This window comes from Streptomyces sp. NPDC001634, assembly GCF_040298185.1.
Classification (GTDB): Bacteria; Actinomycetota; Actinomycetes; order Streptomycetales; family Streptomycetaceae; genus Streptomyces.
On sequence record NZ_JBEOZU010000095.1, the window covers coordinates 1 to 26,613 of the forward strand.

20 protein-coding genes and 1 pseudogene are annotated in these 26,613 nt (G+C 71.2%); 13 read left to right on the forward strand and 8 right to left on the reverse strand.

The genetic code is table 11. The features are described from left to right. On the forward strand, positions 1–1,218 hold a 1,218-nt coding region (locus ABT186_RS39715; RefSeq protein ID WP_502973480.1), incomplete at its 5' end, for a sensor histidine kinase. Between the two features lie 3 nt (positions 1,219–1,221). Further along, entirely contained in the window at positions 1,222–1,887 is a 666-nt protein-coding gene (locus ABT186_RS39720) for a response regulator (RefSeq protein ID WP_351237295.1), read from the forward strand. Between the two features lie 17 nt (positions 1,888–1,904). On the opposite strand, the gene ABT186_RS39725 is transcribed toward ABT186_RS39720, so the two are convergent. Both ABT186_RS39725 and ABT186_RS39730 read right to left on the reverse strand, forming a co-directional pair. Continuing rightward, positions 1,905–3,362 (reverse strand): aminotransferase class V-fold PLP-dependent enzyme, encoded by a 1,458-nt coding sequence (locus ABT186_RS39725; protein WP_351929234.1) that lies wholly within the window; start codon positions 3,360–3,362, stop codon positions 1,905–1,907. A gap of 99 nt (positions 3,363–3,461) precedes the next feature. Further along, complete coding sequence (locus ABT186_RS39730) at positions 3,462–3,902, reverse strand: cupin domain-containing protein (protein WP_351929236.1); 441 nt, start codon at positions 3,900–3,902, stop codon at positions 3,462–3,464. A 191-nt stretch (positions 3,903–4,093) separates the two neighbouring features. On the opposite strand from ABT186_RS39730, the gene ABT186_RS39735 reads away from it, so the two are divergent. Next, entirely contained in the window at positions 4,094–5,113 is a 1,020-nt protein-coding gene (locus tag ABT186_RS39735; RefSeq protein ID WP_351929238.1) for an LLM class flavin-dependent oxidoreductase, read from the forward strand. A 163-nt stretch (positions 5,114–5,276) separates the two neighbouring features. Continuing rightward, complete coding sequence (locus ABT186_RS39740) at positions 5,277–5,693, forward strand: hypothetical protein (RefSeq protein WP_351929240.1); 417 nt, start codon at positions 5,277–5,279, stop codon at positions 5,691–5,693. On the opposite strand, the gene efeB is transcribed toward ABT186_RS39740, so the two are convergent. Together efeB and efeU are read right to left on the reverse strand one after the other, a co-directional pair. Then, positions 5,624–6,904, reverse strand: coding sequence for an iron uptake transporter deferrochelatase/peroxidase subunit (gene efeB / locus ABT186_RS39745; RefSeq protein WP_351929258.1), 1,281 nt, complete (start codon positions 6,902–6,904; stop codon positions 5,624–5,626). The two genes, ABT186_RS39740 and efeB, sit on opposite strands and share 70 nt — an antisense overlap. Positions 6,905–6,951: 47 nt before the next feature. Continuing rightward, positions 6,952–9,108 carry an iron uptake transporter permease EfeU gene (gene efeU / locus ABT186_RS39750; RefSeq protein WP_351929242.1) on the reverse strand — a complete coding sequence of 719 codons (2,157 nt, stop codon included), beginning with the start codon at positions 9,106–9,108 and terminating at the stop codon, positions 6,952–6,954. A gap of 248 nt (positions 9,109–9,356) precedes the next feature. Between efeU and ABT186_RS39755 the strand changes: the two genes are divergently transcribed. Beyond that, entirely contained in the window at positions 9,357–10,307 is a 951-nt protein-coding gene (locus ABT186_RS39755; protein WP_351231696.1) for a TauD/TfdA dioxygenase family protein, read from the forward strand. 82 nt (positions 10,308–10,389) lie between these two features. On the opposite strand, the gene ABT186_RS39760 is transcribed toward ABT186_RS39755, so the two are convergent. Further along, the gene (locus tag ABT186_RS39760) at positions 10,390–10,755 is read right to left on the reverse strand and encodes a cupin domain-containing protein (RefSeq protein WP_351231694.1); all 366 of its coding nucleotides are present in this window, start codon (positions 10,753–10,755) and stop codon (positions 10,390–10,392) included. Positions 10,756–10,955: 200 nt separating this feature from the next. Here ABT186_RS39760 and ABT186_RS39765 point away from each other — a divergent pair, with 200 nt between their 5' ends. Together ABT186_RS39765 and ABT186_RS39770 are read left to right on the forward strand one after the other, a co-directional pair. Then, the gene (locus tag ABT186_RS39765; protein ID WP_351231692.1) at positions 10,956–12,887 is read left to right on the forward strand and encodes an AMP-dependent synthetase/ligase; all 1,932 of its coding nucleotides are present in this window, start codon (positions 10,956–10,958) and stop codon (positions 12,885–12,887) included. A 229-nt stretch (positions 12,888–13,116) separates the two neighbouring features. Next, positions 13,117–15,642 carry a SpoIIE family protein phosphatase gene (locus tag ABT186_RS39770; RefSeq protein WP_351231690.1) on the forward strand — a complete coding sequence of 842 codons (2,526 nt, stop codon included), beginning with the start codon at positions 13,117–13,119 and terminating at the stop codon, positions 15,640–15,642. 56 nt (positions 15,643–15,698) lie between these two features. On the opposite strand, the pseudogene ABT186_RS39775 reads toward ABT186_RS39770, so the two are convergent. Further along, positions 15,699–16,921: pseudogene (locus ABT186_RS39775) on the reverse strand (RNA-guided endonuclease InsQ/TnpB family protein). A gap of 298 nt (positions 16,922–17,219) precedes the next feature. On the opposite strand from ABT186_RS39775, the gene ABT186_RS39780 reads away from it, so the two are divergent. Together ABT186_RS39780 and ABT186_RS39785 are read left to right on the forward strand one after the other, a co-directional pair. Then, positions 17,220–18,476 carry a DUF4032 domain-containing protein gene (locus tag ABT186_RS39780; RefSeq protein WP_351231688.1) on the forward strand — a complete coding sequence of 419 codons (1,257 nt, stop codon included), beginning with the start codon at positions 17,220–17,222 and terminating at the stop codon, positions 18,474–18,476. Between the two features lie 190 nt (positions 18,477–18,666). After that, a complete protein-coding gene (locus ABT186_RS39785; RefSeq protein WP_351231686.1) occupies positions 18,667–19,497 on the forward strand; it encodes an MIP/aquaporin family protein in 831 nt (276 codons plus the stop codon). A 21-nt stretch (positions 19,498–19,518) separates the two neighbouring features. Here ABT186_RS39785 and ABT186_RS39790 read toward each other — a convergent pair whose 3' ends face one another. Next, positions 19,519–20,388: a universal stress protein gene (locus ABT186_RS39790; RefSeq protein WP_351231685.1), complete on the reverse strand. Its 870-nt coding sequence runs from the start codon at positions 20,386–20,388 to the stop codon at positions 19,519–19,521. Between the two features lie 133 nt (positions 20,389–20,521). Here ABT186_RS39790 and ABT186_RS39795 point away from each other — a divergent pair, with 133 nt between their 5' ends. From ABT186_RS39795 to ABT186_RS39810, 4 genes are all read left to right on the forward strand, one after another. After that, on the forward strand, positions 20,522–22,201 hold the full coding sequence (locus ABT186_RS39795; RefSeq protein WP_351929244.1) for an NAD(P)/FAD-dependent oxidoreductase: 1,680 nt from the start codon (positions 20,522–20,524) through the stop codon (positions 22,199–22,201). 22 nt (positions 22,202–22,223) lie between these two features. Next, a complete protein-coding gene (locus ABT186_RS39800; RefSeq protein ID WP_351231681.1) occupies positions 22,224–23,723 on the forward strand; it encodes an ATP-binding protein in 1,500 nt (499 codons plus the stop codon). Further along, a complete protein-coding gene (locus ABT186_RS39805; protein WP_351231680.1) occupies positions 23,720–24,070 on the forward strand; it encodes a UBP-type zinc finger domain-containing protein in 351 nt (116 codons plus the stop codon). The genes ABT186_RS39800 and ABT186_RS39805 overlap by 4 nt, the downstream gene beginning before the upstream one ends. 269 nt (positions 24,071–24,339) lie before the next feature. Next, positions 24,340–25,146, forward strand: a complete 807-nt coding sequence (locus ABT186_RS39810) for a PP2C family protein-serine/threonine phosphatase (protein ID WP_351929245.1) — start codon at positions 24,340–24,342, stop codon at positions 25,144–25,146. On the opposite strand, the gene ABT186_RS39815 is transcribed toward ABT186_RS39810, so the two are convergent. After that, complete coding sequence (locus ABT186_RS39815; RefSeq protein ID WP_351929246.1) at positions 25,112–26,578, reverse strand: serine hydrolase domain-containing protein; 1,467 nt, start codon at positions 26,576–26,578, stop codon at positions 25,112–25,114. The two genes, ABT186_RS39810 and ABT186_RS39815, sit on opposite strands and share 35 nt — an antisense overlap. Positions 26,579–26,613: the final 35 nt, after the last annotated feature.

Here is a 26,613-nt window from a genome sequence, read left to right on the forward strand (position 1 = left end):
TCCCCGACCCCCCCCCCCGCCGCCTGGGGCCGCCGCTGGGTTGGGGGGCGCCCCCGCGCGGCCCGCGCCCGGCTGCGTCTGCGCGCGCGTCTGTCGCCGGGGGCCGTTGACGCGCTGTTCGCGGCGGCTGTGTTCCTGGCGCAGACGGGCCTGGCGCACCGTCCCCTGCGCCACTTCATGGGGCCCGTCCTCGCGTTCACCGGTGTCATGGCGCTGCTTCTGGTGTTGCGGCGCCGGGCCCCGCTCCCGGTGTTCCTGGCGATGTCCGCCGTGGCGTTCGTGCAGTGGTGCGCCGATCTGCGTCTCCCGGCAGACATCTCGCTGCTCATCGCGCTGTACACGGTGGCCGCGTACGCCCCGCGGCAGCGCACCTGGCTCGCCATCGGCGTGCTGGAGGGCGGAGCACTGCTCGCGTCCGCGCGGTGGGCACCGGGCGACCGGGCCGTGGAGTCCTTCGTCGCTCTGTCCGCGATGGTGGTGGCCGCGGCGGTGATCGGGATGAACATGCGCAGCAGGCGGGCCCATCTGGCGTTCCTGGAGGAGCGGGCCGTACGGCTGGAGCGGGAGCGCGACCAGCAGGCGCAGCTCGCGGTGGCCGGTGAACGCTCCCGGATCGCCCGTGAGATGCACGACATCGTCACGCACAACCTGTCGGTGATGGTGGCGCTCGCCGACGGTGCCGTCTTCGCACAGGGGCACTCGCCGGAGCGCGCGACGGCGGCGATGCAACAGGTCTCGACGACGGGACGCCAGGCGATCACCGACATGCGGCGCTTCCTGGGCGTGCTGCGGGCCGACGAGCCGGACGCCCTGCGTCATCCGATGCCCGGCATCGCCCAGCTGGAACCGCTGGCCGACCAGGTGCGGGCGGCGGGACTGCCCACTCGGCTGGATGTCGCCGGCGATCCCGGAGGTGTGCCGGTCCCGGCGCAACTGACCGTGTACCGCCTGGTGCAGGAGGCGCTGACCAACACGCTCAAGCACACACCACCGGGCACCCGGGCCGATGTCCGGGTGCGCTGTGGGCCCCGGCGCATCACCGTGAACGTCACCGACGACGGTCCCGTGGTCGCAGCCCCCACCGCAGTCGGCGGACAGGGGCTGCACGGGATGCGGGAGCGGGCCGCGGCGTACGGGGGAGAGTTCGAGGCCGGGCCGCGGCCCGGTGGCGGCTGGCATGTCCGTGCCGTGCTGGCCCTGTCCGGAAGCGAAGCGTGATCCATGACGATCAGGGTTCTTCTCGTCGACGACGAGCCGTTGCTGCGTATGGCGTTCTCGATGGTGCTGGAGGCGCAGTCCGACATGGAGGCGGTGGGTGAGGCGGGCGACGGTGCCCAGGCCGTGCGTCTGACCCGAGAACTGCGGCCCGATGTCGTCCTGATGGATGTCCGTATGCCCGGCACGGACGGCATCGAGGCGACGGAACGCATCGTGGCGCAGTGCCCCGCGTCGAAGGTGCTCATCCTGACCACCTTCGACCTGGACGAGTACGCCTTCGCGGGGCTGCGGGCGGGGGCGTCGGGTTTCCTGCTGAAGAACGCGCTGCCCGAAGAGCTGCTGGCAGCGATCCGCTGTGTCGCGGCGGGGGACGCGGTGGTGGCGCCGCGGATCACCCGGCTGCTGCTGGAGAACTTCGCCCACCAGCTCCCCTCCCAGGCCACCGGGGCCCGGGAGGACCAGCGCCTGGCCCGGATCACCACACGGGAGCGGGAGGTGCTGACCCAGGTGGGCCGCGGACTGTCCAATGCCGAGATCGCGGAGACCCTGCACCTGGCGGAGGCGACGGTCAAGACGCATCTGAGCCGCATCCTGGTCAAGCTGGAGCTGCGGGACCGCGTCCAGGCGGTGGTGTTCGCCTATGAAACCCGGCTCGTACGGCCGAACTGAGCGGACCGGACGGCCTCTCAGCAGCCCTCGCGGGCCGCCAGGCCTGCTGTGCCCGGCACCCTGTCCCGGTAGGTCTCCGTGACGAACCGCAGGAACGCGTCGATGTCCCTCGGCTGTGACGACAGGCCCAGGGAGACACGGACGGCGCCCGCCGACGGCAGGTGCAGCAGCTCCAGGTAGTGCTCCAGGGAGCCCGGCCGGCCGCGGGCCGCGGCGCGCAGCCGGGACAGCGGCAGCGCGAAGGCGGCCTCACCGGCGCCGGGGTTGCAGAAGCAGCCGGTGCGCAGGGAGATCCCGCATGCGGCGCTGTCGCGGGTGATGATCCTCTCGTCGACGATCCGGCCGTCCGCGCCGAGCACATTCAGGGTGACGGTGCCACCGCGGTCCGGTTCCCCGGCGCCGGGGCCGTAGACCCGGACCAGGGGTGAACCGTCGCTGTGGTGCAACCGGTCCAGTCCGGTCAGCAGTCGGTCCGCCAGCGCGGCGACGTGGGCGTGCACACGGTCCACTCCGATGCGGTCGATCCACGCGAGTCCGGCGCTGACGTCCGGTATGGAGAGGAAGTTGACGGTGCCGTCCTCGAACGCCGCCTCGTCCGACGCCAGAACGTGCCACTGGGCCTGCGCGCTCACGGCATAGATGGTGCCGCCCGAGAACCAGGGACGGCGCAGCCGGGCGAGCGCCTCCTTGCGGGCGATCAGGCTGCCCACACCGGTGGGATACCCGAAGACCTTGTACCAGCTCACCACGGTGAAGTCCGGGTGGAACCTGCTCAGGTCCAGGGTGTTGGTGGGCACGAAGGCGGCGGCGTCGAGCAGCACGTCGTAGCCGTGCTCCTGGGCCCGCGCGATCCACTCCAGGGAATGCTGGACGCCGGTGAAGTTGCTCTGTGCCGGATAGGCCAGCAGCCCGCGGGAGCGGCCCCGCCCGGACAGCAGTCCGCGTCCGCGGGCGGTCAGCACGGCCTGGAGCCGCTGCTCGTCGAGTCTGAGGGCGGGGCCGCTCACCGGGACGTACGCGATGGACGCTCCCCGGGCACGGGCGTACTCACGCAGTCCGTTCACGGAGTTGTGGTTGTCCAGCGACATCACCAGTCTGCTGCGTCGCGTGAACGGGTACGCCTCCCCCACCAGACGCAGCGCGCCGGTCGCGTTGGGTGTGAAGATCACCGCGTACTCGGCGGGATCCGCGTGGAAGTGGCGGAGCACCGCCTGCCGTGCCTCGGCCAGCAGCAGGCCGGAGGCGCGGGAGGCCGGGCTCTCGGAGTGCGGGTTGCCGAACAGGGCGCCGGTGATCCGCTTTGCGCTCCTGGTGACGAGGGATCGTGGGGGCAGTCCGGCGCCCGTATGGTCGAGATAGGTGTGTCCGCCGGCGTCGAGGTAGCCGAACTCGCGATCCCGTAACCGTGCGAAGTCGTACGCCGCGTCGGCCCGGTCGCCGCCGCGTATGCCGTCGGTGGTCTGTGTGTCCTCCACGGTCCCCCCTGCGTCCGTCCGGCCATCCCGCCCCGTCACCTCTCGTGCCCGGGACGGGAGGCCCCCATCTTCCGCCCCCGCGGGGGACGTACGCCTCGGCTACTGGAAGTCGCAGCCCGGATTCGGCGCGTCCTCGGAGAAGGGCTTGCCGTGCGGCAGGACGTACAGCACGTCCAGGACGAGCGGGATGGTGCCGAGGTTGCGGCCGATGTGGACGTGGTCGGGGCCGCTGGGTTCGCTGATGGTGCTGCCGGCCGGGTACACGCCGTCACTGGCGCAGGCCGAGTCGAAGTGGCTGAGGGTGCCCTGCTTGACGTATCCGTACAGAGGGCCGTCGTGGTAGTGCCAGCCGGTGCTCTGACCGGCCGGGATGGTTATCTCTCGCAGCGTGTAGTCGGTATCGCCGACGGTCCTCTGGGCCAGGACGACGGCGGTCACGCCCGGGCCCGGCGGGGTGGCACGGGCCGTGCCGGTCAGGGTGGCCAGGGTCAGGGCCGTGGCGGCGGCCCCCGTCAGTGCTCTTCGGAACATCACGTGCATACGTCCTTCACAGTCGGGCTGGATCATGCGCGGCGCGCCCCCGGAGCCTTCCCCGGGCCACCCCGCTTCACGTCCCTGCCCGGCGGTCCGCACGGCACACGATTCCGTCACGCCGGCGCAACGATCACCTGCGAGAATCGAACGCAGTACCGGCGTACGGCAGACATGCCACGGATCTTGAAGGAGCCCCTGTGCCGCCGACCTCGAATCCGCTGCAGAGACTGGGCTTTCTGACCATCGGCCTGTTCGACGAGGCCGATCCCAGCCGCGGGCACGAGTCGACGCTGGAGATCATCGAACTGGGCGAGCGGCTCGGGTTCGACAGCGCGTGGGTGCGCCACCGTCATCTGCAGTTCGGGATCTCCTCGCCCGTCGCCGTGCTCGCGGCCGCCTCCCAGCGCACGAACCGGATCGAACTCGGCACGGCGGTCATCCCTCTCGGCTGGGAGAATCCGCTGCGCCTTGCCGAGGACCTCGCGACCGTCGACCTCCTGTCCGGGGGCCGGCTCAATCCGGGGATCAGTGTCGGTCCGCCGATGCACTACGAGCAGGTCAAGGAGGCGCTCTACCCGGACACCGCCGATGTCGAGGACTTCAGCTACGCGCGTGTGCAGCGGTTGCTGGACTTCGTCCGTGGCAAGCCGGCCACCGACTTCAGCGGCGTGGAGGGCTTCGAGGTGTTCTCGGAGCGGGTGCAGCCGCATTCCCCCGGCCTGGGCAAGCGTCTCTGGTACGGCGGCGGGAGCCTGCGCTCGGCGCAGTGGGCTGGCGAACACGGGATGAACCTGCTGACCAGCAGTGTGGTCAAGGCGGAGGAGTCGGAGGACTTCGCCGAGGTCCAGCTCTCCCACATCCGTACGTTCCGCGCTCATCACCCCGACGGCGACCGCGCCCGCGTCTCGCAGGGACTCGTCGTCATCCCCACCGACAGCGCCTCGCCCGAGCAGCGCGCCAAGTACGAGGCGTACGCCGCGAAGCGGTTGCCGCGCACGGCGGCGCCGCAGGGTCCGGCGAGGATGATGTTCGCGCCGGACCTCGTCGGGCCGTCCGGGCAGATCGCCGAACAGCTTTACGGGCACGCCGCGTTCCAGGAGGTCGACGAGGTCGCGTTCGCGTTGCCGTTCACGTTCGAGCACGAGGACTACGTGCAGATCCTCACGGACATCGCCACCCGGCTGGGACCTGAGCTCGGCTGGCGGCCCGCCGGCTGAACGCCTGCGGCAGGATGGGTCCTTCCATCGATGGAGGGGCGTGGGGATGCCCTACGGACTGCGGGCAGTGATCGCTGGAGACGAGTTGCTCCGTCAAGTCTCACGGGACCTGCCGGCCGCACGGTCGGCTCCTCTCGGACAGGGTCTGTCGCTGATGCCGCTGATGGCCGGCCTCTTGGATTCCGTAGCGGACGACAGCCCCGAGGACGGGCTGGCGTTGGGGCTGCTGCCGGGAGGAATCGGCAGACTCCTTGCCGACTGGTCGGCGGCCGGACCCGTGGCCTACGTGGAAGCCGAGTACTTCGGTGGTGTCGGCGAGCAACACGCTGCCGTCTGGGTGACGGGGCCATCGTGCTGGGTCCGCTCCGCAAGGCCGGAGGGGGAGCCGTTCGCCGCTGCCGGTAGTCCCATCTCCCAGGCCCTGCGCCGACTGGGCGTCGTGGCGGCCCCGTCCCAGGACGAGTTCTCGACCGTCGGGCTGGGCCGCCACAGATACAACGAGCGCTGGGTTCAGGCGGACAGCAGCCCGCGCCCCAGCCAGTCCGAGGAGTCCTTCACTCCGGGCAGGGCGAAGAAGTAGCCGCCTCCGGTCGGGGAGATGTAGTCGACGAGGGGCTCGTCGATCAGACGGGTCTGTGTGGCCTCGAACTGACGCTGGACGTCCTGCTGGTAGCAGCAGAAGACAAGCCCCATGTCGAGGTTGCCGACGTTGTCGACACCCCGGTCGTAGTTGTAGCCCCGGCGCAGGATGCGGGAGTTGTCCGTCTTGGCGGTCCGGGGATTGGCGAGGCGGATGTGGGCGTCGAGCGGGATCGCCGTGCCCTGGGGGTCCTTGGCGTAGTTGGGGGTGTCGGCCTCCTGGGCGCCGTCCAGCGGGGCGCCGGTGTCCTTGCGGCGGCCGAACATCTTCTCCTGCTCGGTCAGCGAGACCCGGTCCCAGAACTCGACGAGCATCCGGATGATCCGGATGACCTGGTAGCTGCCGCCGGTCGCCCACGCGGGCTCGCCCTGTCCCCCGTCCACCCAGACGAGCCGGCTCATCTCGCGGGACGAGGTCACATCGGGGTTGGCGATGCCGTCCTTGAAGCCGAGCAGGTTGCGCTGGGCGCCGGTGGGGCGGGGCGCGTTCTGGAAGCCGTCGATGCGCCACTTGATCTGCATGGCGCCGCGAGTGTGCCGGGCGATGTCGCGCAGCGCGTGCAGCACCGTGTCCTGACGGTTGGCGCAGATCTGCAGCGACAGGTCGCCGTGGCACTCGGCCGCCTGAAGGTTGTCGTTGGGGAACGTGCGCATCGCGGTGAGGCGGCGCGGCTTGGCCTTGGCGAGGCCGTAGCGGTCGTCGAAGAGGGAGGCGCCGACGCCGACGGTGACGGTGAGCCCGTCGGCGGGGACCTCGGGGCCGAGGATGCCGTTGTCGGAGGGCGGGGCGCCGACGCCCAGGTCCTCGGGGGTGCCGCCGGAGGTGAGGAAGCGGGCCCGCGCCGTGATGGTCCTGAACAGGTCGGCGAGTTCCTTGCGGCTCTCGGCGATGACGTTGAAGGAGACGAAGGTGGCCGCGGCCGGGGCGGGGGTGGTGATGCCCGCCTGGTGGGTGCCGTGGAAGGAGACCCCGGCGGCGTTGCCGGTGTCCGCGGCGTGGGCCTCGGTGGTGCCCGTCTGGCTCAGGGCGAAGCCTCCGCCGGCCAGGGCCGCGCCTGCGGCCCCGGCGCCGAGGGCCGTCTTCACGAAGGAGCGGCGGCCGTGACCGGCGGGGCAGCCGCCCTGGGGGGCGGACGGTTCGGCGGACGGCATGCGGTGGTTCCCTTCGGTGCGTACGTTCTCGGCGCGCTGTGCGGTCATCAGGAGGACTTCCGGATCTCGAGCAGGTCCGGAATCGGGGCGAGGTCCTCGAGGAGCTGTCCGGTGACCCCGTTCACCCGGGCCCGGGTGGTCTCGTCGAGCTTGTCCACGGGGGTCCAGGAGCCGTCGTGGTGGGCCGCGTCGAGCAGCTTCTGCAGCCGGTCGATGTCCGCGTCGACCGTGGTGAGCAACTGCGGGGCGCGGGTGGTGAGCAGCGGCTTGAGGACGGTGAGGAGCTCGCGCGTACCGGCCAGGTTGGCGTCCGCGGTGGCCAGGTTGGTGCCGCTGCCCTGGTCGGTGTCGCCCGTCAACTCGAACTGGAGGGTGTTCTCCAGGATCTCGTGGGCGCGCAGGGGCAGGTCGCCCGGGTCGAAGTCCTGGCCGGGGAAGGCCTTCTGCAGGCCCGCCACGTCCTGGGCCAGCTGCTGGGCCGGGGCCTTGAGCTGGTCGGCGGACTGTCCGTGCCACAGCCCGTACTCGATGCGGTGGAAACCGGTGAAGTCCTTGTCGGTGACGCCGTCGGGGAGGCCGTCGGACCGGCCGTTGATCTTCTTGTCGAAGTCCTCGAAGGTGCCATAGGCGGCGCCGAGCGAGGAGTAGGTGCGGTGGGCGGTCAGCCAGTCCGTGCGGGCCGCGTCGAGGTGGTTGCCGGCGATGTCGTCGCTGAGCTTGCGGGTCTGGGCGACGAGGGTCGCGAGGCCCTGGCTGACGTATGCCTTGTACGCCGACAGGGGCGCGGCGAGGTCGCTCTCGGAGACCGGTACGACCGCCTTGGCTCCGCTGCCGCCGCTGACGCGGACCGACTGGGAGGTGACGGCCTTGCCACCCGTCGGCACACAGCGCCAGGCGTAGGTGCCGCCGGCCACGGTGGCGACGAGGTCGCGGGTGGTGCCGGGGGCCAGGCCCTCGATCTCGCCGTACACCGCGTTGGTGGCGGGGTCGACGAGGTACACCTCGGAGGTCTTGTTCCCGGTGTTGTGCATCTGGAAGGTCTGCCGGCCGGGCTTGGGCGCGGTGAACCCCTTGCCGCACTCGGACTGGGAGACGGCCACGGTCTGGGCACCGGCGGGCTTGGACCCGCTCAGGGCGACGATCAGTCCGGCGAGGACGGACGGCACGGCGACGACGGCGACGGGAATCACCCAGACGGGGCGTCGGCGCGCGAGGGCGGCGGTTTTGGGCTCCTCGGCGTCCGAGTCCTTCGCGGCACTCGCGTGCTCCTCGGCGTCCGAGTCCTTCGCGGCACTCGCGTGCTTCACGGCGTCCGAGTCGTGCCTGGCACTCGCGTGCTTCACGGCGTCCGAGCCCTGCGCGGCCGACGCGGTCTCGGCGGCCGGGGTACGGAAGCCCCGTACACCGCGCACGAACAACGTCATCACCACGGCCAGGTAGACGGCATAGCCGACGACCTGCAGCCACGTCATCGTCGGCGACAGATTGAACACGCCCTGGACGAGGGTGCTGTACCAGGAGCCGGCATCGATGCTGCCGCTGAGGTCGACGGCGTAGGCCGTCCTGCCCGGCAGGACCCCGCCCTCCTGGAGATCGCGCAGGCCGTAGCCGAGCACTCCGGCGGCGATCACGATGAGGACGGCGCCGGTCGCGGTGAAGAACTTGGTCAGGTTGATCTTCAGGACGCGGCGGTAGAGGCCCCAGCACAGACCGGCCGCGAGGACGAGGCCGATGCCGGCACCGATCATCGGACCTGCCGACTCGCCGGCCGCGCGGGCCGTGGTCCACAGGAACAGCGCGGTCTCCAGGCCCTCGCGGCCCACCGCGAGGAACGAGGTGACGATCAGCATGCCCGCGCCCATAGCGAGGGCCTCGGTGACCTTCTCCTTGATCTCGCCGGAGAGGCCCCGGGCGGAGCGGCGCATCCAGAACACCATCGCGGTCACGAACGCGACGGCGATCACGCTGAGGGTTCCGCCGAACGCCTCCTGGGCGGTGGCGGACAAGGACGCGGCGGTGAAGGTCAGGACCGCGCCGAAGCTCATCGCGAGCGCGATCGCGGCCAGGACGCCCGTCCACACCTGCGGGAGCCGGGACTTGGCACCGGCCCGTACCAGGGTCGCGACGAGAATGGAGACGATGAGTCCGCCTTCGAGCCCCTCCCTCAGTCCGATGAGAAAGCTCGGAAACGCGTCATCCCACATGCGACCCTCCCCGGCACGCCCCCCGCCACGGTCGTGCAGGTTAGCGAAGGCATGCCTTACTTGTGCCGAACCATCATGACTACAGGTATGCAGTCAATTGCCCATGAAGAGGCAATGGGACGGCAAAGCCGCCGAGGCGGGGAGTGCCCTACGGACGTCTGTCCTGCGCCCGATGCGATCTTCCGCGCCGGAAACGGAGCAGCGATGCTTGCCCCGTAAGGCCCGCACGCACAACGGACGGAGCCCCCATGACGACGGACAGCGGTACGGCGGTCGAGGTGAGGCCCGTGGCGGGCCACATCGGCGCCGAGATCACCGGGGTCGACCTGGCCGGCGACCTGGACGAGGCGGTGGTGGCCACGATCCGGTCGGCCGTGCTGCGCTGGAAGGTGGTGTTCTTCCGGGACCAGCACCTGGACCACGCCGCGCACATCGCGCTCGCGCGGCGGTTCGGGGAGCCGGTCGTCCTGGGCAGGCGCGGCAGCGCCTCACCGCGGGATTTCCCCGAGATCGAGACGACGGCCGACCGGCTGGAGCTGGGCGGGCGCTACGGCATGGACCACGACGAATGGCTGCGCCGCAGACGCCATTCACTGCTGCGGGGCTGGCACTGCGACCACGGCGCCCGCGTCGATCCGCCCGCCGCCACCATCCTGCGCGCCGAGACCGTGCCGCCGTACGGCGGAGACACCCAGTGGTCCAATCTGGCGGCCGCCTACGCCGGTCTCTCCGAGCCCGTACGGAATTTCGTCGACGGTCTGCGCGCCGAGCACCGGCTGGGCGTCGGCTACCAGGGGCGTCCCGGTGACGACGCCTATCTGCGGCATCTCCTGGACCATCAGGTGGCGACCGAGCACCCGCTCGTACGGGTGCATCCCGAGACGGGCGAACGGGTGCTTCTCGTCAACGGCTACTACGTCGAGCAGATCCTCGGTCTCTCGCGAGCCGAGAGCGCCCACGTCCTGCAGATGCTCCTGGAGCAGGCGACCCGCCCCGAGTACACCGTCCGGTTCCGCTGGGAGGCGGGCAGTGTCGCCTTCTGGGACAACCGGGCCACCATCCATCTCGCCCCCGGCGATCTCGTCAGCGGCGAGCATCCTCGGATCATGCACCGCGTGATGCTCGCCGGTGACGTTCCCGTGGGTCCGGACGGGAAGCCCTCGGCACCGGTCACCGGCACGGAACCCGGCCGCTGGTGACGACGACGTTCACACCGCGGGGACGCGCCGCGCGGCCGGCGCGTCCCCGCAGGGCCTGTCCGGCCCTCGGTTCGTCCTCCTGCTACCCCTGGGCCGCCTTGGCGTAGTCCTGCGCCATCGGTCCCGCGAAGTCGTAGACCACGCACGGTTCGTCGCCGACGACCCACGCGTCGTGTCCGGGCGAGATCACGAAGAGGTCGCCGGGTCCCGCCTCGCCCTCCGTGCCGTCGTCCATGCGCAGGTGCATGCGTCCTCGGACGACGCAACCGGTGTGGTGGATCTGGCAGGTGTCCGTGCCGGCGATCGAGGCGACCGACTCGGTCCAGCGCCAGCCGGGCTCGAAGGTTCCGATGGCGAAATCGAGTCCGGTCATGTGCACGGCTTCCAGGTGGCCGCGGGGGAAATCGCGCCGCTCATCCGGCTTGTCGGCTGCCCTTATCTCGAGCATGGCAGCTCCCTCCGTAGTGGCCGGCCCGTACCACTCCATCGTCCGTCTGTCCATGGGGGGACGCCATCCGAAGTGTGCTCCCGCTCCCGGTGGGTTCGTTGTCGGTTTCTGGCACATCCGGCACCGACCTGGGCTAGATTCGAGCCCCGCCGATCCCGCTTCCATCGGCGACGTCGCAGGAAAGGCTCGGGGAACGGCGCATGCGCGACTTCGGGAACGCCCGGCCGGCCGCCCCGGACATGGCGGGAGGACCCGTCATGGCGGGCGGGCTCGCCGACAGCGTCTTCGACACGGCGAGCCGGGACCCCGGCCATCCACTGATCGCACGCCGCACCGACCCGGCCGACGGGACCTGGACCTCCGTGTCCGCGGGCGAACTGCGGGACGAAGTGGTCGATCTGGCCAGGGGACTCATCGCCTCGGGCATCCGTCCCGGCCACCGCGTCGCCGTCATGGCGCGGACCCGGTACGAGTGGACCCTGCTGAGCTGCGCGCTCTGGGCGATCGGGGCCGAGGTGGTGCCGATCTATCCGACGTCCTCGCACGAGCAGGTCGAGTGGATCCTCCGCGACGCGGGCTGCGTCGCCGTGGTCGTCGAGGACGAGCACGGGGTCATGACCGTCGGGTCGGTGTGCGCCTCGCTGCCCCTGCTGCGCCACGTCTGGCAGTTGGACGCCGGTGCGCTGGAGCAACTCGTGGAGCGCGGCCGTCCGGTGCCGGCCACCACCGTCGACTCGCTGCGCCGGATCGTGCTGCCCGACTCCACCGCGGTCATCGCCTACACCTCCGGCACGACCGGGCACCCCCGCGGCTGCGCGCTCAGCCACCGCAATGTGGCCAGCCCCTGCGACACCGTGCTGGCCGGCTGGGGACGGACCGCTGCACCGCCCGGGGAGCAGCCCGCCATCCTCGCCTTCCTGCCGTTCTCGCATGTCTACGGGCTGATGCTCCAGGGGCTGTGTCTGCGCGGCGGCCTGCTCATGGGCCATGAACCCGAATTCCGAGCGGATGTCCTGGCCTCCGCGCTCCTGACCTTCCGCCCCACCTACCTGTACGCGGTCCCGTTCGTCTTCGAGAAGCTCTTCAAGAATTTCCTCCGCACGGCCCAGCAGGCGGGCCGCGGCGCCCTGTTCGAGCGGGCGGTGCGCACGGCGCGGGACTACGCCGTGGCGGTCGAGCGGCAGCGGCTGGGCACCGGGCCGGGGCCCGGCTTCGACCTGAAGCTGCAGCACGCCCTGTACGACAAGGCGGTGTACCGCAAGCTGCGCGCCGCACTGGGCGGCAGGGTGTGCGGTGCCGTGTCCGGCGGCTCCCCACTGAACCGTGAACTCGGCCTGTTCTACGCGGGGATCGGGATATTCGTCCATGACGGGTACGGGCTCACGGAGACCGCCGGAGGCATCACCGCGCAGCCGGTCGGGCGGGAGAAGTCCGGCACGGTGGGGCGTCCCCTGCCGGGCGTGGACGTTCAGGTGGCCGCGGACGGGGAGATCCTGGTGCGCGGCCCCTCGGTCTTCCAGGGGTACGTCAACGACGACCTGGGCACGCGCACGGCGGTACGCGACGGCTGGCTGGCCACGGGCGACATCGGACGGCTCGACTCCGAGGGGTATCTGTCCATCACGGGCCGCAAGAAGGACATCATCGTCACGAGCGGCGGCAAGAGCGTGGCCCCGGCGGCCCTGGAGGAGCGGCTGCGGGTGCACCCGCTCATTCACCAGGCGGTGGTCGTGGGTGACAACCGGCCGTGTGTGGGCGCCCTGATCACTTTGGATCCCGAGTTCGTGGCGCACTGGCGCGGCGCCCTGTTCTCACAGGGGGACGCGCCCGGGCGGGAGGCACGGGAGGAGAACGCGCTGCGGCAGGAAGTCGCGCGGGCCGTCGCCGCCGCCAACACCACGGTGTCGCGGTCGGAGTCCATCCGGGTCTTCCGCGTCCTGACGGAGCCGTTCGACGTCGCCAACGGACTGCTGACGCCGTCCATGAAGCTGCGCAGGGACGCCATCGCACGCCGGTACGCGGTGGAGATCGACGCCATGTACCAGTCCGCGTCCCGCGTTCCGCGTGAGCGCAGGTCGGAGGAGTTGCCGACCTGGGACGACTCCGACGACGTGTTCCGGCGCGTGCGGTGAGCGGGCGCTTCCCCGCAGCCGTGCCATCGGCTTTCGTGTCCTGCGTACGGAGAGCGGCTCCCGCGTAGCGGGACCTGGGCCGCGGCACCGGCCTGATCACGTACGACGCCGCAGACGGCCGGTGCGGTGGCCACGCCAACCGCACCACGCCGTCCGGATGCGCACGTGGGGCGGTGCGGCGCATTCTTGCTGTGTTACCGACCCGACGGCCCCCGACGAGGGCAGACCGATGCATGGGAGCGCCGAGCGCGCAGACAGCGCACCCGGGACGCCGACCGCGGCGCTGACCGGCGCCGTGGCCGACTCGATGCGCGCCTCCGGAGGCGTCGTGGGCGGCGTGTACCTGCGCTCCAGCACGCCGGGGGTGCTGCGTCTGGCCGTGCTCGCCGGGCTGCCGGGGCCGTTGTTCCGGCCGTGGTGGCGGCTGCACACGGAGCTGCCGTTCCCGGTCGCCGACGCATATCGGCTCCGCGTACCCGTGGTACTCGCCGACGCGACGGAGACGATGCGCCGCTACCCGCAGCTCGCGGCAGGGCTGCCGTTCCGCTTCGGCTCCGTGTACGTCCCCGTGGTGAGCGGCAGGACGACGTACGGCGTCCTGACGGTGCTGTGGCCCGCGGCCTCGGACGTCAGCGAGGCACCGCCGGACCGGAGCCGGGTGACGGCGATCGCGGACCGCCTGGGCGAATCCCTGAGCGCCCTGGAGGAGGCGGGCGCTCCGGTGGTCTGGGACGGCGAGCCGCTGTCCGTGCGGCCCCCGGCCGTCGGGCTGCTGCGGGGCCGTATCGGACACTTCAGCTGGGACCCGGCCGAGTCGACGCTGACCGCTGACGACACCTTCTGGGAGCTCACCGGGGGCGCCAAGGACGACATCGCCCGGTCACCGGAGGCACTCGCCGGGGCGATCTCCCCCGACGACGCGCCGCTGGTGCTGTCGGCGCTGCGCGACACGGCCGCCGGCAGCCCGCCCACGCGACCGCTGCCGGTGCAGGCCGAGGGCGGCGGACAGCGGCTGCTGGAGCTGTGGAACGAGGGCCCGGCGCGGGAGGCGCACCGGGTCGGCGGTCTCGTCGTGGATCCCGGGCCCGGTCCGGCGGCGCAGGGGGCCACCGACCTCCTCCCGGACGGTGTGTTCGCGTTCGACCGGAAAGGCTTGATCACGTACGCCAACCCGCGGGCCGCCCGGCTGCTCGGCCGCCCCCGGGAGGAACTGGTCGGCCGGCACCTGTGGCAGGCCGTACCGTGGCTGGGCCGGCCCGCGTACGAGGACCATCTGCGAGGAGCGCTGCTGACGCCCGAGCCGGTGCACTTCCAGGTCGAACGCCCCACGGAGGGGTCGCACGGACACCACGACGGCGACTGGCTCACCCTTTCGGTCTACCCGGGCCCGGACGTCCTGACCTGCCGGGTGGTGCCATTGGGGCACACCGCGGAAGCGCCCTCGCTCGGCGAGACGACGACGGAGGAGACGACCGCGACGACCGCGGAGACGCTCGGCACACACAACGTTCCGGCTCCGGCCTACCGCCCCGTCGTCCTTGCGATCGCGCTGTCCGAGGCGGTGACCGCGCGCCAGGTGTCCGAGGTGGTGATGCGCGAGCTGCTGCCCGCGTTCGGCGGGCACAGGCTGGCCATCTATCTGCTGCAGGATCGGCATCTGTACCTGGCCTGGGAGACGGGATTCCCTCCCAGGTTCCTCTCACAGTTCGAAGGGGTCGGGCTGGACGCCAAACTGCCGGGCGTGGAGACGCTCACCACCGGCCGCCCCCTGTTCTTCGAGTCGATGCAGCAGCTGGAGGCCGCCTATCCGGACATCCCCCTGGACACCCAGGAGGGCTCCCGGGCCTTCCTGCCGCTGATCGCCTCCGGGCGCCCGGTCGGCTCCTGCATCCTCGGCTTCGAACGCCCGCGCTCCTTCGGGCCCGAGGAACGCACACTGCTCACCGCACTCGCCGGTCTGATCGCCCAGGCCCTGGAGAGGGCACGGCGCTACGACACCGAGGCCGCCCTCGCCCGTGGCCTCCAGGAGGCCCTGCTGCCGCACCGGCTGTCGGCGCACCCGCAGGTGGAGACCGCGGGCTGCTATCTGCCCGGCACCCAGGGCATGGACGTGGGCGGCGACTGGTACGACGTCGTCGAGGCCGGCGACGGGCTGGCCCTGGTCATCGGCGACGTCCAGGGGCACGGAGTACAGGCGGCCGCCACCATGGGGCAACTGCGCAGCGCCGTCCGGGCGTTCGCGCTCGGCGACCACGCTCCGCATCAGGTGATGAGCGGCACCAACCGGCTGCTCATCGATCTCGATCCGGGCCAGTTCGCGAGCTGCTGCTACATCCGGCTGGACCCGGTCACGGGGCACGCGCGGGCCGCGCGGGCCGGACATACGCAGCCCCTGCTGCGCCACCCGGACGGCAGCACGGACATTCTCGACCTGCCCGGCGGGCTGGTGCTCGGGGTGGATCCGGAGGCCGGCTACCCGATCACGCATCTGCGGCTGGAACCCGGTGCCGTGCTGGCGCTCTACACCGACGGGCTGGTCGAGCGGCCGGGAGCGGACATCGACGAGGGTGTCGAGGCCCTGCGCACCGCACTCTCCCGGGCCGACGAGGGTTCGGACCGCCGGAACGGCCCCTCCCTGGAGGAGATCGCGGACCGGCTCATGGAACGGGCCCGCCACACCGCCGACCGCCCGGACGACATCGCGCTCCTGCTGGCGACACGCCGCGACTGGCCCACCGGTACCGCACACACTTGACTTGCTCTCCCTCCTGAAGGAGGGAGATTCTGGCCTGCTCGCTCGGTGCTGTGCCGCTACGCGGCACGGGCATCGGGCGGGCTTCCGTGGCTTCCTGTTTCTTCGCGCGGTGCCGGAACATTTTCCGGTCTTACCGGCGCTCCGCAGGCTGTCACCGCCAGTCCGGCGGCCTTGATGTTCTTCGCGGCGTTGTGGTCCCGGTCGTGGAGGGTGCCGCAGGCCGTGCAGGTCCCCGCACGTGCAGGGGTTTGGGCCCGTCCTTGATCCCGCAGGTGGAGCACACCTGGCTGGTGGGCTCGAACCGGCCGACCTTGACAAAGGTCCGGCCGTACCGCTTCGCCTTGTACTCGAGCATGCCCACGAACTGGGACCAGCCCGCGTCGTGCACGCTCTTGGCCATCCAGGTGCGCGCCAGTCCGCAGACCGCCAGGTGCTCCACCGCGACCGCTTGGTTCTCGCGGATCACTTTCGTGGAGAGCTGGTGATGGAACTCGCGGCGCGCGTCGGTGACCTTGGCGTGGGCGCGGGCGACCTTCAGGCGGGCCTTGGCCCGGTTCTTCGATCCCTTCTGCTTGCGGGACAGCTCCCACTGGGCCTTCTTGAGTTTCTTCTCCGCCCGGCGCAAAAACCGCCGGGAGTCGATCTTCGTGCCGTCGGACAGGACCGCGAAGTGACTCAGCCCGAGATCGATGCCGAGGACACTGCCGGGATCCGGCTCGCCCCAACGGCTTCGGTCCTGCCCGGGGTCGGACTCAATGACGAAGGAGGCGAAGAACCGCCCCGCCGCGTCCCGGATCACGGTGACGCTGGAGGGGGTCGAGGGAAGAGCCCGCGACCAGCGCACCCGCACCTCGCCGATCTTCGGCAGCAGCAGCCGCCCGGCCTCGCTAATCTTCCAGCGCGCGTTCCGGGTGAACCGGATCGCCTGCCGGGCATCCCTCCTGGACTTGAAGCGCGGCGCGCCCACCCGCGCCCCTTTGCGGGCTCCCTTCAGTGAGGCGAAGAAGTTCCGGTACGCGTCGTCCGCATCTCGCAGTGACTGCTGCAGCACCACCGCCGACACCTTGCCCAGCCAGTGCCGCTCGCGGGTCTTCTTCGCCTCGGTGACGAGCGTCTTCGACAGGACTGCCGCGGTGGGGAACGCTTCCCCTGCCGCCCGCGCCCGCTCCCGCGCCGCGATCGCGTCGTTGTAGACCACCCGCGCGCACCCGAACGCCCGGGCCAGCGCGATGCGCTGACCCGGTGTCGGGTCGAGGCGGAAGGCATACCGAAGCTGCATGATCCGGACGCTGACACCAGTCACTGACAGCCCGGGACGGATCAGCCGAATCCAGCTCCGCTGGAACGATTCGGCGACGCTCCGCCTCGCCACATCCAGATTCGCTTCACCACCAGCGTGAACGCCGGTGCACTGCGAATGAATCCCGGTAGCACGCCCGGGGTCCCCGGCGGATGCCGGACCACGGTCCTCCCGCGAGTCCCCGTCCATGATCCGGGCCGCTGTTGACGCGAACGCCGTACGGGTGCGGTGATGCTTCCTGGCACGACGGCCGACCGCGAGCGAGGACAGTCCATCGATGGCTCTGCAGTTCAGCGCGACCAATCCGGAGCATCCCGCGCTCCTGCTCGACCTGCCCTGGCAACTGCCTCTGGAGGACTGGCCGGAACACCTCCTCGTGCCGCTGCCGCGCGGCATCTCCCGGCACGTGGTGCGCTACGCGCGGGCCGGCACGGAGATCGTGGCGGTCAAGGAGCTCGCCGAGCGGCCCGCGGTGCGGGAGTTCGAGCTGCTGCGTGACCTCGACCGGCTCGGCATACCGGCGGTGGACCCGCTCGCCGTGGTCACCGGCCGTACCGACCCGGACGGCGAGCCGCTGGAACCGGTCCTGATCACCCGGCATCTGGGCGGCTCCATGCCGTACCGGTCCATGTTCGAGACGACCATGCGGCCCGCCACCATGCACCGGCTGATGGACGCGCTCGCCGTACTCCTGGTGCGTCTGCACCTCGCCGGCTTCGCCTGGGGCGACTGCTCGCTGTCCAACACGTTGTTCCGACGGGACGCGGGCGCGTACGCCGCGTATCTCGTGGACGCCGAGACCGGGGATCTGTATCCCCAACTGAGCACCGGGCAGCGCGAGTACGACCTCGATCTCGCCCGCGTCAACATCAGCGGCGAGCTGCTCGACCTGGAGGCGTCGGGGGCGCTGCATCCGTCCGTGGATCCCATCGCGTTCGGCACGGAGATCTGCGAGCGGTACACCAGGCTGTGGGACGAGCTGACCCGCACGTCCGTGTACCCGGCGGGCAAGTACCACTACATCGACCGCCGTATCCGCCGTCTCAACGACCTCGGGTTCGACGTGGCGGAGATGCAGATCGCGCACTCGGCGAACGGTGACACGGTCACCTTCGTGCCGAAGGTCGTCGACGCCGGGCATCATCAGCGGCAGTTGCTCAGGCTGACCGGGCTAGACACCGAGGAGAACCAGGCCCGGCGGCTGCTCAACGACCTGGAGAGCTGGATGGCGTCCCAGGACGACTACGCGCCCGGCGACCCCCTGGCCGCCCGGCCCGAGGTTCTCGCCCACCGCTGGGTGCGGGACGTCTTCCGGCCCACCGTGCGGGCCGTGCCACGCGAGCTGCGCGGCTCGATGGATCCCGCCGAGCTGTACCACGAACTGCTCGAACACCGCTGGTACTTGTCCGAGCGAGCCCAGCACGACATCGGTCTGGACACGGCCATAGCGGACTACGTCGCGAACATCCTGCCCAAGGTCCGTGAGACGCCGACCGATCCCCGGGAGGAGGACAGACCCGTACTGCCGGCGTGACCGGCGCCGCGGGCCCGCCCGCGTTGCGGCCAAGACGCCCACCCGGTCCGTCCCCGGCAGGACGCGGACCGTGTCGGTCAGCCGACTGGCCCGTCTCGGATTGACGCTGAACGCACGGACGTTCAGTGTGAAACCGGCATGTTCCCGAGCAAAGCGCCCATCGTCTCACTCGGTGAAAAGGCGGTGCACCATGGCCGAGCGGAGGCCCGAAAGAGTCCTCGTCAGTGAGCTGTCGGCCGAATTCCTGGGCACCATGATCCTCATTCTGTTCGGCTGCGGCGTGGTCGCCCAGGTCGTGGCCGCCGGGCTCGGGGACCACGACAGCATCGCCTGGGCATGGGGCTTCGGCGTCACCCTCGGCGTGTACGTCGCCGCCCGGATCAGCGGCGCCCACCTCAATCCGGCGGTCACCCTGGCGCTGGCCTGCTTCAAGGGGTTCGACTGGAAGAAGGTCGTGCCGTACGCTCTCGCGCAGACCGCGGGGGCGTTCGTGGCCGCGCTGCTGGTGCGCTGGAACTACACCGAGGTCCTCGCGAAGGCCGACCCGGGGCACACGTTCAAGACCCAGATCGTCTTCTCGACCCTGCCCGGCAACGGCGTCCTGCCGATCAGCGAGCTCGGCGCCCTCCGGGACCAGATCATCGGCACCGGGATCCTGGTCCTGGTCATCTTCGCGGTCACCGATCTCCTGAACACCCCGCCGGGCGCCAACATGGCCCCGCTGATCATCGGTTTCCTGGTCGTGGCGATCGGTATGGCGTGGGGCGCGGACGCGGGCTACGCGATCAACCCGGCCCGCGACCTCGGCCCCCGCCTCGCCAGCTATCTCACCGGGTACAGCACGGCCTGGCGTGATCAGTACGGCAATCTCTACTGGTGGGTGCCGATCGCCGGCCCGCTGATCGGCGGAGTCTTCGGTGCCGCCCTGTACAAGCTGTTCATCAGCACCTTCCTGCCCGTTCCCGGAGCGGAACAGGAGCCCGGGGAGGTGCCCGCACCCGACGGGAGGTCCGCGAGGTAGTGGTCCTCCCCCGCGGACCGGTCAGGCAGGTGGTACGACCGCCACCGGGCAGGGCGCGTGATGCACCAGGGCGTGCGTCACCGAGCCGATGCGCGGCCCCACCGCCCGGGCGGCGCGGCGCCCCACCACCACGAGCTGGGCGTGCTGGGCCGCGGAGAGCAGCACCTGGCCCGCGCTGCCCATCTCCAGGTGCTCGCTCACCGGGACGTCGGGAAAGCGTTCCCGCCAGGGCCGCAATGCCTCCTCGAGCGCCCTCCTCTCGTACGGCTCCAGCCCGCCGGCCTCGTCCAGCAGCTTCAGCGAGGCGGGGCTGTAGGCGAACACGGGCGGCAGGCTCCAGGCCCGTACGACGCGTACGGCCGCTCCCCGGGCCGCCGCCGTCTCGAACGCGAACCCGAGTGCGGGCGCGCTGTCGTCCGGCTCTCCGTGCTGGCCGACCAGGATGTCCCGGCCCGCCGCCTCTCCCGCGGCCCTGTCGTCGGAGCGGACCAGCACCACGGGCCGGCCGGCCTCGGCGATCACCCGCCGGCCGACGGAGCCGAGCAGGAAGCCCACAACCGCGCCGTGCCCGCGTGACCCCAGCACCAGCAGCTCGGCCGCGGCCGCCTCGGCGACGAGCGTCCCGACCGGTTCGCCCTCCAGGGCCTCGGCGGTCACGGTCAGCTCCGGATGCCTCTCGCCGATCGTCCGCCGGGCACCCTCCGCCGCCTCGCGCGCCCACCCGGCCTGGGCCTCCTGGTCGGCGGCCGGGGCGATGTCGTACGACTGACACTGCCAGGCGTGCACGATCCTCAGCGGCAGGCCCCGGCGCACCGCCTCCCGGGCGGCCCAGGCCGCCGCGGCGACGCTCTCCGGTGATCCGTCCACTCCCACGGTGATCGGGCGCGTCATACGTGCTGCCTCCCTGTTTCAAGATCCGGCGGTCCCACGCTACCGGGCCGGGTGCAAGGCAGGTTCCCGAGCGAAACCGGACGATCGAACATACGATGGGCGGGACGCCGATGAGCTCGGGGTGGGAGATTTCATGGCACAAGCTGCGGGCGCAGCGGTACGGACCGTCATCCTGACCGTGGACGACGACCCCGGAGTGTCGCGTGCCGTGGCGCGCGATCTGCGCCGCAGGTACGGCGAGTCGTACCGCATCGTGCGGGCCGAGTCCGGCGAGAGTGCGCTGGAAGCGCTGCGGGAGCTGAAACTGCGGGGCGACGTGGTGGCCGTCATCATGGCCGACTACCGGATGCCGCAGATGAACGGCATCGAGTTCCTCGAACAGGCCCTGGACGTCTTCCCGGGCGCGCGGCGAGTGCTGCTGACGGCGTACGCGGACACCAACGCGGCCATCGACGCGATCAACGTCATCGACCTCGACCACTACCTCCTCAAGCCGTGGGATCCGCCCGAGGAGAAGCTCTACCCGGTCCTGGACGATCTGCTTCAGGCGTGGCGGACGTCCGACTACCGGCCGGTCGCCGTCACCAAGGTGGTCGGGCACCGCTGGTCGGCGCGGTCGTCGGGGGTACGGGAGTTCCTCGCCCGCAACCAGGTGCCCTACCGCTGGTACTCGGTCGACACGCCGGAGGGACAGCGGCTGCTGACGGCCGCCGGGCAGGACGGGGAGCGGCTGCCGCTCGTCGTGACCGCGGACGGCACGCCGCTGGTCGAGCCCGAGGATCCGGACCTTGCGGCCCACGTGGGGCTGGCGACGACGCCGACCTCGGAGTTCTACGACCTCGTCGTGATCGGCGGCGGGCCCGCCGGGCTCGGAGCCGCCGTGTACGGGGCGTCTGAGGGGCTGCGGACCCTGCTCGTGGAGCGGTCGGCGACCGGCGGACAGGCCGGGCAGAGTTCCCGGATCGAGAACTATCTCGGCTTCCCGGACGGCGTGTCGGGTGCGCAGCTGACCGACCGGGCGCGCCGGCAGGCGAAGAAGTTCGGCGCCGAGATCCTCACCGCGCGGGAGGTGTCCGGTCTCGAGGTCAGCGGATCGGCACGCGTCGTGCGGTTTTCGGACGGGTCGGCGATCGGCGCGCACAGCGTGATCCTGGCGACCGGCGTGTCGTACCGTCAGCTGACGGCTCCGGGGCTCGAGGAGCTGAAGGGGTGCGGGGTCTTCTACGGCTCGGCGCTCACGGAGGCGCCGGCCTGTTCGGGGCACGACGTGTACATCGTCGGTGGCGCCAACTCGGCGGGCCAGGCGGCGATGTACCTCTCCCGGGGCGCCAAGTCGGTCACCCTGCTGATTCGGGGTGATGCGCTGTCGGCGTCGATGTCGCACTATCTGATCCAGCAGATCGCCGAGGCGCCGAACATCTCCGTGCGCACCTGCACCGTGGTGGAGGCGGCGCACGGCACCGGCCATCTGGAGCAGCTGACGCTGCGGGACGTGGTGACCGGACACACCGAACTCGTCGATGCGCAGTGGCTGTTCGTGTTCATCGGGGCGGCCCCGCTCACCAACTGGCTGGAGGGAACCGTGCTGCGGGACGAGCACGGGTTCATCATGACCGGCCCCGACATGACCACCGACGGACAGCCGCCGCCGGGCTGGGAGCTGGAGCGGCCTCCGTACCACCTGGAGACCAACGTCCCCGGCGTGTTCGTGGCGGGCGACGCGCGCTCCGAGTCCGCCAAACGGGTCGCCTCCGCCGTGGGCGAGGGCGCCATGGCCGTGATGCTCGTCCACCGCTATCTGGAGCAGTCATGAATCCACAGCACGGGGAGGGGTCGTGAGCGGCCGGCCGATGGCGTGCGACCAGGCGGAGCTGAAGACGCTCTTCCTGTTCGAGAAGCTGGACGACGAACAGCTGGCGCGACTGTGCAGGGAAGGGCGGGTGGAGCTGTTCGAGCCCGGACCGGTCTACACCGAGGGCGACCCCGCCACCTGTTTCTTCGTCCTTCTGAACGGCACGGTGGTGCTGTCGCGCCGGGTCGGCTCCGACGACGTGGAGATCTCGCGGACGTCGCAGCGCGGTGTGTACGCGGGCGCCTTCCAGGCGTATCTCGGCGACCGGGCGCGAGCGGCGCAGTACAACGGGTCGATGCGGGTGACCGAACCCTCGCGGTTCTTCATCCTGCCCGCGGACACCTTCTCCGCCGTCATGCGGGACTGGTTCCCCATGGCGGTGCATCTGCTGGAGGGGCTGTTCTTCGGCAGCAAGAACACACAGCAGATCATCAACCAGCGGGAGCGGCTGCTGGCACTCGGTTCCCTGTCGGCGGGTCTCACCCATGAGCTCAACAACCCGGCCGCCGCGGCCGTACGCGCCACCTCGGCGCTGCGCGAGCGGGTCGCCGGGATGCGGCACAAGCTGGGCATCATCGCCGCCGGACGGTACGAGCCGGACACGCTGATGACGCTGGTCGACATCCAGGAGCGGACGGCCGAACAGGTCGCCAAGGCCATGCCGCTCAGCCCCCTGGAGGCGTCCGACCGCGAGGACGCCCTCTCCGACTGGCTCGACGACCACGACATCCAGGGCGGCTGGCAGCTCGCGCCGACCTTCGTGCAGGCCGGACTCGACACCGACTGGCTGGACCAGGTCGCGGCGGCCGTCGACGAGCAGACTCTCGAAGGCGCGATCCGCTGGCTCAACTACACGGTCGAGACCGAGCTGCTCATGAACGAGATCGAGGACTCCACCACCCGGGTCTCCACGCTCGTCAACGCGGCCAAGCAGTACTCGCAGCTCGACCGGGCCCCGTACCAGATCGCCGACGTGCACGAACTCCTCGACAGCACCTTGCTGATGCTCTCCGGGAAGATCGGCGGGCGGATCACGGTCGTCAAGGAGTACGACCGCACGCTGCCGAGCATTCCCGCCTACCCGGGCGAACTGAACCAGGTGTGGACCAACCTCATCGACAACGCGGTCTCGGCCATGAACGACGCGGGCGGCGAGGGCACGTTGACGGTGCGGACCGCCCTCGACCGTGACCAGCTGCTCGTCGAGTTCCGCGACACCGGCCCGGGTATTCCGCCCGAGAACCGCAGCCGCATCTTCGACCCGTTCTTCACCACCAAGCCGGTCGGCCAGGGCACCGGCCTCGGCCTGGACATCTCCTGGCGCATCGTCGTCAACAAGCATCACGGCAGCCTGGACGTCCAGTCGGTGCCCGGCGACACGCGGTTCCGGGTACGGCTGCCGCTGACCGCGACGGAGTCCGACGTCATCGAGCGGGGCGTAGAGCCACAGCCGGTTTCCCAGACCTCACCGGAGGCGTCATGACCACAGTGAACGGCATCGACCCCGCCGTCCCGCCGAGCGGCACCGGCTGTGTGGAGTGCGACGAGGCGGGCGGCTGGTGGTTCCATCTGCGGCGCTGCACGCAGTGCGGGCACATCGGGTGCTGCGACGACTCGCCCGCCAAGCACGCCACCGCTCACTTCCACGCCACCGGGCATCCGGTGATCCGCAGTTTCGAGCCGGGCGAAGGCTGGTTCTGGGACTACACCACCTCCGAGCTGTACGAGTCCGGTCCCGATCTCACTCCCCCGCTCAGCCACCCGGCGGACCAGCCTGTGCCGGGGCCGGAGGGGCGGGTGCCGGCCAACTGGGCGGAGACGCTCCGCTAGGTGAGCCGTCATCACGTACGTGGTCTATCGGCGGTCGGCAGACTGCCGGTTGTGTGTGGTTGCTCGCGCAGTTCCCCGCGCCCCTGAAGGGCAGGATCACCTCCCGACGTTGGAGAGCCCGTGTCGCGGGGCGTCACTACGGCTGACCCTGGTGCACCCCTTCGACGATCCGGTGGTGTGCGGCGGCAACGCGACGGTGGCGGACGTCCTGGGGTGGGTGGAGCGGCTCTTGGCTGCGGTGAGCCCGGGCATGGCAGGATGCTCGGCTGATGGTCGCGAGCATGGAATGCGTCCGCTGCGGCGGGACGGTGGCGCCCGACGGGGTCTGCTGGGACTGCGGTGCCATGCAGCCGGCGTTCCGGGCGCATATGGAGATCACGGCGGGCGACGGTGCGGCCGGGGTGAGTGACCGGGGGAGCCGGAAGGCGGTCAATGCGGACGCTCTGGCGCTTGCCACCAGCGGTGCGTGGACGGTCGGCGTCGTCTGTGACGGGGTGTCCATGTCGCCGCGGCCGGAGCGGGCGGCGCAGGTCGCGGCAGAGGCCGGGGTGGCGGTCCTGGTGGCGCGGCTGCGGGAGGGTGTCGTACCCGAGGTGGCGCTCGATGAGGCCGCCGTGCGCGCGGGGCTGGCGGTGAGCGCTCTGGCCATGTCGCGGGACGCCGCGCCCGCCTGCACGTTCGTGGCCGGTGTCGCCGGGCCGGAGGGAGTCTGGAGTGCCTGGGCCGGCGACAGCCGGGCCTACTGGCTGCCCGACGACGGGCCCGGCATGGCCCTGACCGAGGACGACACCGGCGAACACGATGCTCTCACCGCATGGCTGGGCGCCGACGCCGGGCCGGTGACCGCGCGCGTCCGCAGCTACCGGCCCCTCGTGCCCGGCCGTCTGCTGCTGTGCACGGACGGCCTGTGGCGGTATCTGCCGGACGCCGCACGGCTGCGGGCCGCGCTCGGGCGCGGTCGGCCGGACGCCCGGTCCGATGCGCGCACCCTGGTCGGCCATGCCCTGGACGCGGGCGGGCAGGACAACGTCACCGCCGCCGTCATCCGCGTGGTGGCGAGCCCGCCCGCGACCTGACGGGCGCCCGGTGACGGCGCAGGGGGCCGCCGTGCAGGGGTGTCGTGTGCCAGCGGGCGGTGAAGGTGCCGTCGCCCGGGGTGCAGGTCACGGTCAGGCGGTGCGGTGTCTCCAGGAACAGGATGTCGACACGCAGGGTGTCCGGGTCGGTCCAGCCGCCGCTCACTGCCGTCGGGACCGTTTCCTCGGCAACGGCCCAGCCGGAGCGGGGAAGGCGCACGGCGAGGCGGTCCTCGCCCTCCACGAGGGTCAGCGTCAAGGCACCGTCCGCCTCGGTGACCTCGACCGCGGACAGGGTCGGCTGATCCGTGCAGCGGCCGCCCCATGGAGTGAAGCGCGCCCCCGGCAGGCGGCCGGATTCCGCTCCGGGCGCGGAGTGGGCGGTGACCGGCGGGAGGGCGAGGCCTTCGAGGCGGTCCTGCAGTGCTTTGTCCTCGTCGGTGCGGCCCGCGAGCGGACCGGAACCGAACGCGGGCAGCAGATGGCGCCACATCGCGTCGAGCATCTTCTGCATCTGCACCGTGGCCGCGGTCGTCGCGATCACGGCGTCGTACCGGGGCAGGACGACGCAGAACTGGCCGTACGCCCCGTCGCCCCGGTATCCGTGCCGCGACATCCAGAACTGGAAGCCATAGCCCTGCTGCCAGTCCGACGCGGCACCCTCGGTCGTCCCGTCGGCGTTGGAGATGTGCGGGCGTGTCGCCTGAGCCACCCAGGACGACGGCAGCAGGCGCCTGCCCTCCCAGACACCGTCCTGGAGGTACAGCAGACCGAGGCGGGCGATGGCGTCCGTGGTGGCGTGCAGTCCGCTGAAGCCGAGGTCGCGTCCACGCGGATGCTGGATCCAGGCGACCTCCCCGATACCCAGCGGGTCGAGGATCCTCGGGCGCAGATACTCGGTCAGTGACGTGCCGGACAGGCGCTGCACGAGCGCGGCCAGTGTGTAGGTCGCGGGCTGGTTGTAGGCGAAGACCGTGCCGGGGTCCCGGTCCGGCGGGATCAGCAGGAAGCCGCGCACGGGCTCGGCCCGGTCGAGCGCGAACGCCTCCGCGTTGGTCTCGGCGAGGTGTCCGCTGGCCATCGACGCGACGTGACGCACGAGCATGGCGCGGCTGCGCGGGTCGGTGATGTCCGCCTCGAACTCCGGGAAGTACGAGATCACGGGCGCGTCGAGGTCGAGCAGTCCCTCGGCGACGGCGAGTCCGGCTGCCGTCGAGGTGAAGCTCTTGCTGAGCGAGTACAGCAGGTGGGGGCGCTCGGCGGTGTAGGGCGCCCACCAGCCGGAGGCCACCAGGCGGCCGTGGCGCAGGATCATGAGGCTGTGCGGCTCGATGTCCGGCGCCGCCTCGACCGCGTCGAGGAACGCCTGGATGCCGCCGGCGTCGACCCCTTGCTCGGCGGGTGTACTGACGGGCAACGGGCGGGTGCTCATGTGGCGGGCCTCCTGAACGTTGCGGGCGGGCGGTC

Coding starts and splice junctions, on each gene's coding strand:
- ABT186_RS39720 (WP_351237295.1), top strand. CDS start 1,222: ATGACGATCAGGGTTCTTCTCGTCGACGACGAGCCGTTGCTGCGTATG.
- ABT186_RS39730 (WP_351929236.1), bottom strand. CDS start 3,902: ATGCACGTGATGTTCCGAAGAGCACTGACGGGGGCCGCCGCCACGGCC.
- ABT186_RS39740 (WP_351929240.1), top strand. CDS start 5,277: ATGGCCGGCCTCTTGGATTCCGTAGCGGACGACAGCCCCGAGGACGGG.
- efeB (WP_351929258.1), bottom strand. CDS start 6,904: ATGCCGTCCGCCGAACCGTCCGCCCCCCAGGGCGGCTGCCCCGCCGGT.
- efeU (WP_351929242.1), bottom strand. CDS start 9,108: ATGTGGGATGACGCGTTTCCGAGCTTTCTCATCGGACTGAGGGAGGGG.
- ABT186_RS39755 (WP_351231696.1), top strand. CDS start 9,357: ATGACGACGGACAGCGGTACGGCGGTCGAGGTGAGGCCCGTGGCGGGC.
- ABT186_RS39760 (WP_351231694.1), bottom strand. CDS start 10,755: ATGCTCGAGATAAGGGCAGCCGACAAGCCGGATGAGCGGCGCGATTTC.
- ABT186_RS39765 (WP_351231692.1), top strand. CDS start 10,956: ATGCGCGACTTCGGGAACGCCCGGCCGGCCGCCCCGGACATGGCGGGA.
- ABT186_RS39770 (WP_351231690.1), top strand. CDS start 13,117: ATGCATGGGAGCGCCGAGCGCGCAGACAGCGCACCCGGGACGCCGACC.
- ABT186_RS39780 (WP_351231688.1), top strand. CDS start 17,220: ATGGCTCTGCAGTTCAGCGCGACCAATCCGGAGCATCCCGCGCTCCTG.
- ABT186_RS39785 (WP_351231686.1), top strand. CDS start 18,667: ATGGCCGAGCGGAGGCCCGAAAGAGTCCTCGTCAGTGAGCTGTCGGCC.
- ABT186_RS39790 (WP_351231685.1), bottom strand. CDS start 20,388: ATGACGCGCCCGATCACCGTGGGAGTGGACGGATCACCGGAGAGCGTC.
- ABT186_RS39795 (WP_351929244.1), top strand. CDS start 20,522: ATGGCACAAGCTGCGGGCGCAGCGGTACGGACCGTCATCCTGACCGTG.
- ABT186_RS39805 (WP_351231680.1), top strand. CDS start 23,720: ATGACCACAGTGAACGGCATCGACCCCGCCGTCCCGCCGAGCGGCACC.
- ABT186_RS39810 (WP_351929245.1), top strand. CDS start 24,340: ATGGTCGCGAGCATGGAATGCGTCCGCTGCGGCGGGACGGTGGCGCCC.
- ABT186_RS39815 (WP_351929246.1), bottom strand. CDS start 26,578: ATGAGCACCCGCCCGTTGCCCGTCAGTACACCCGCCGAGCAAGGGGTC.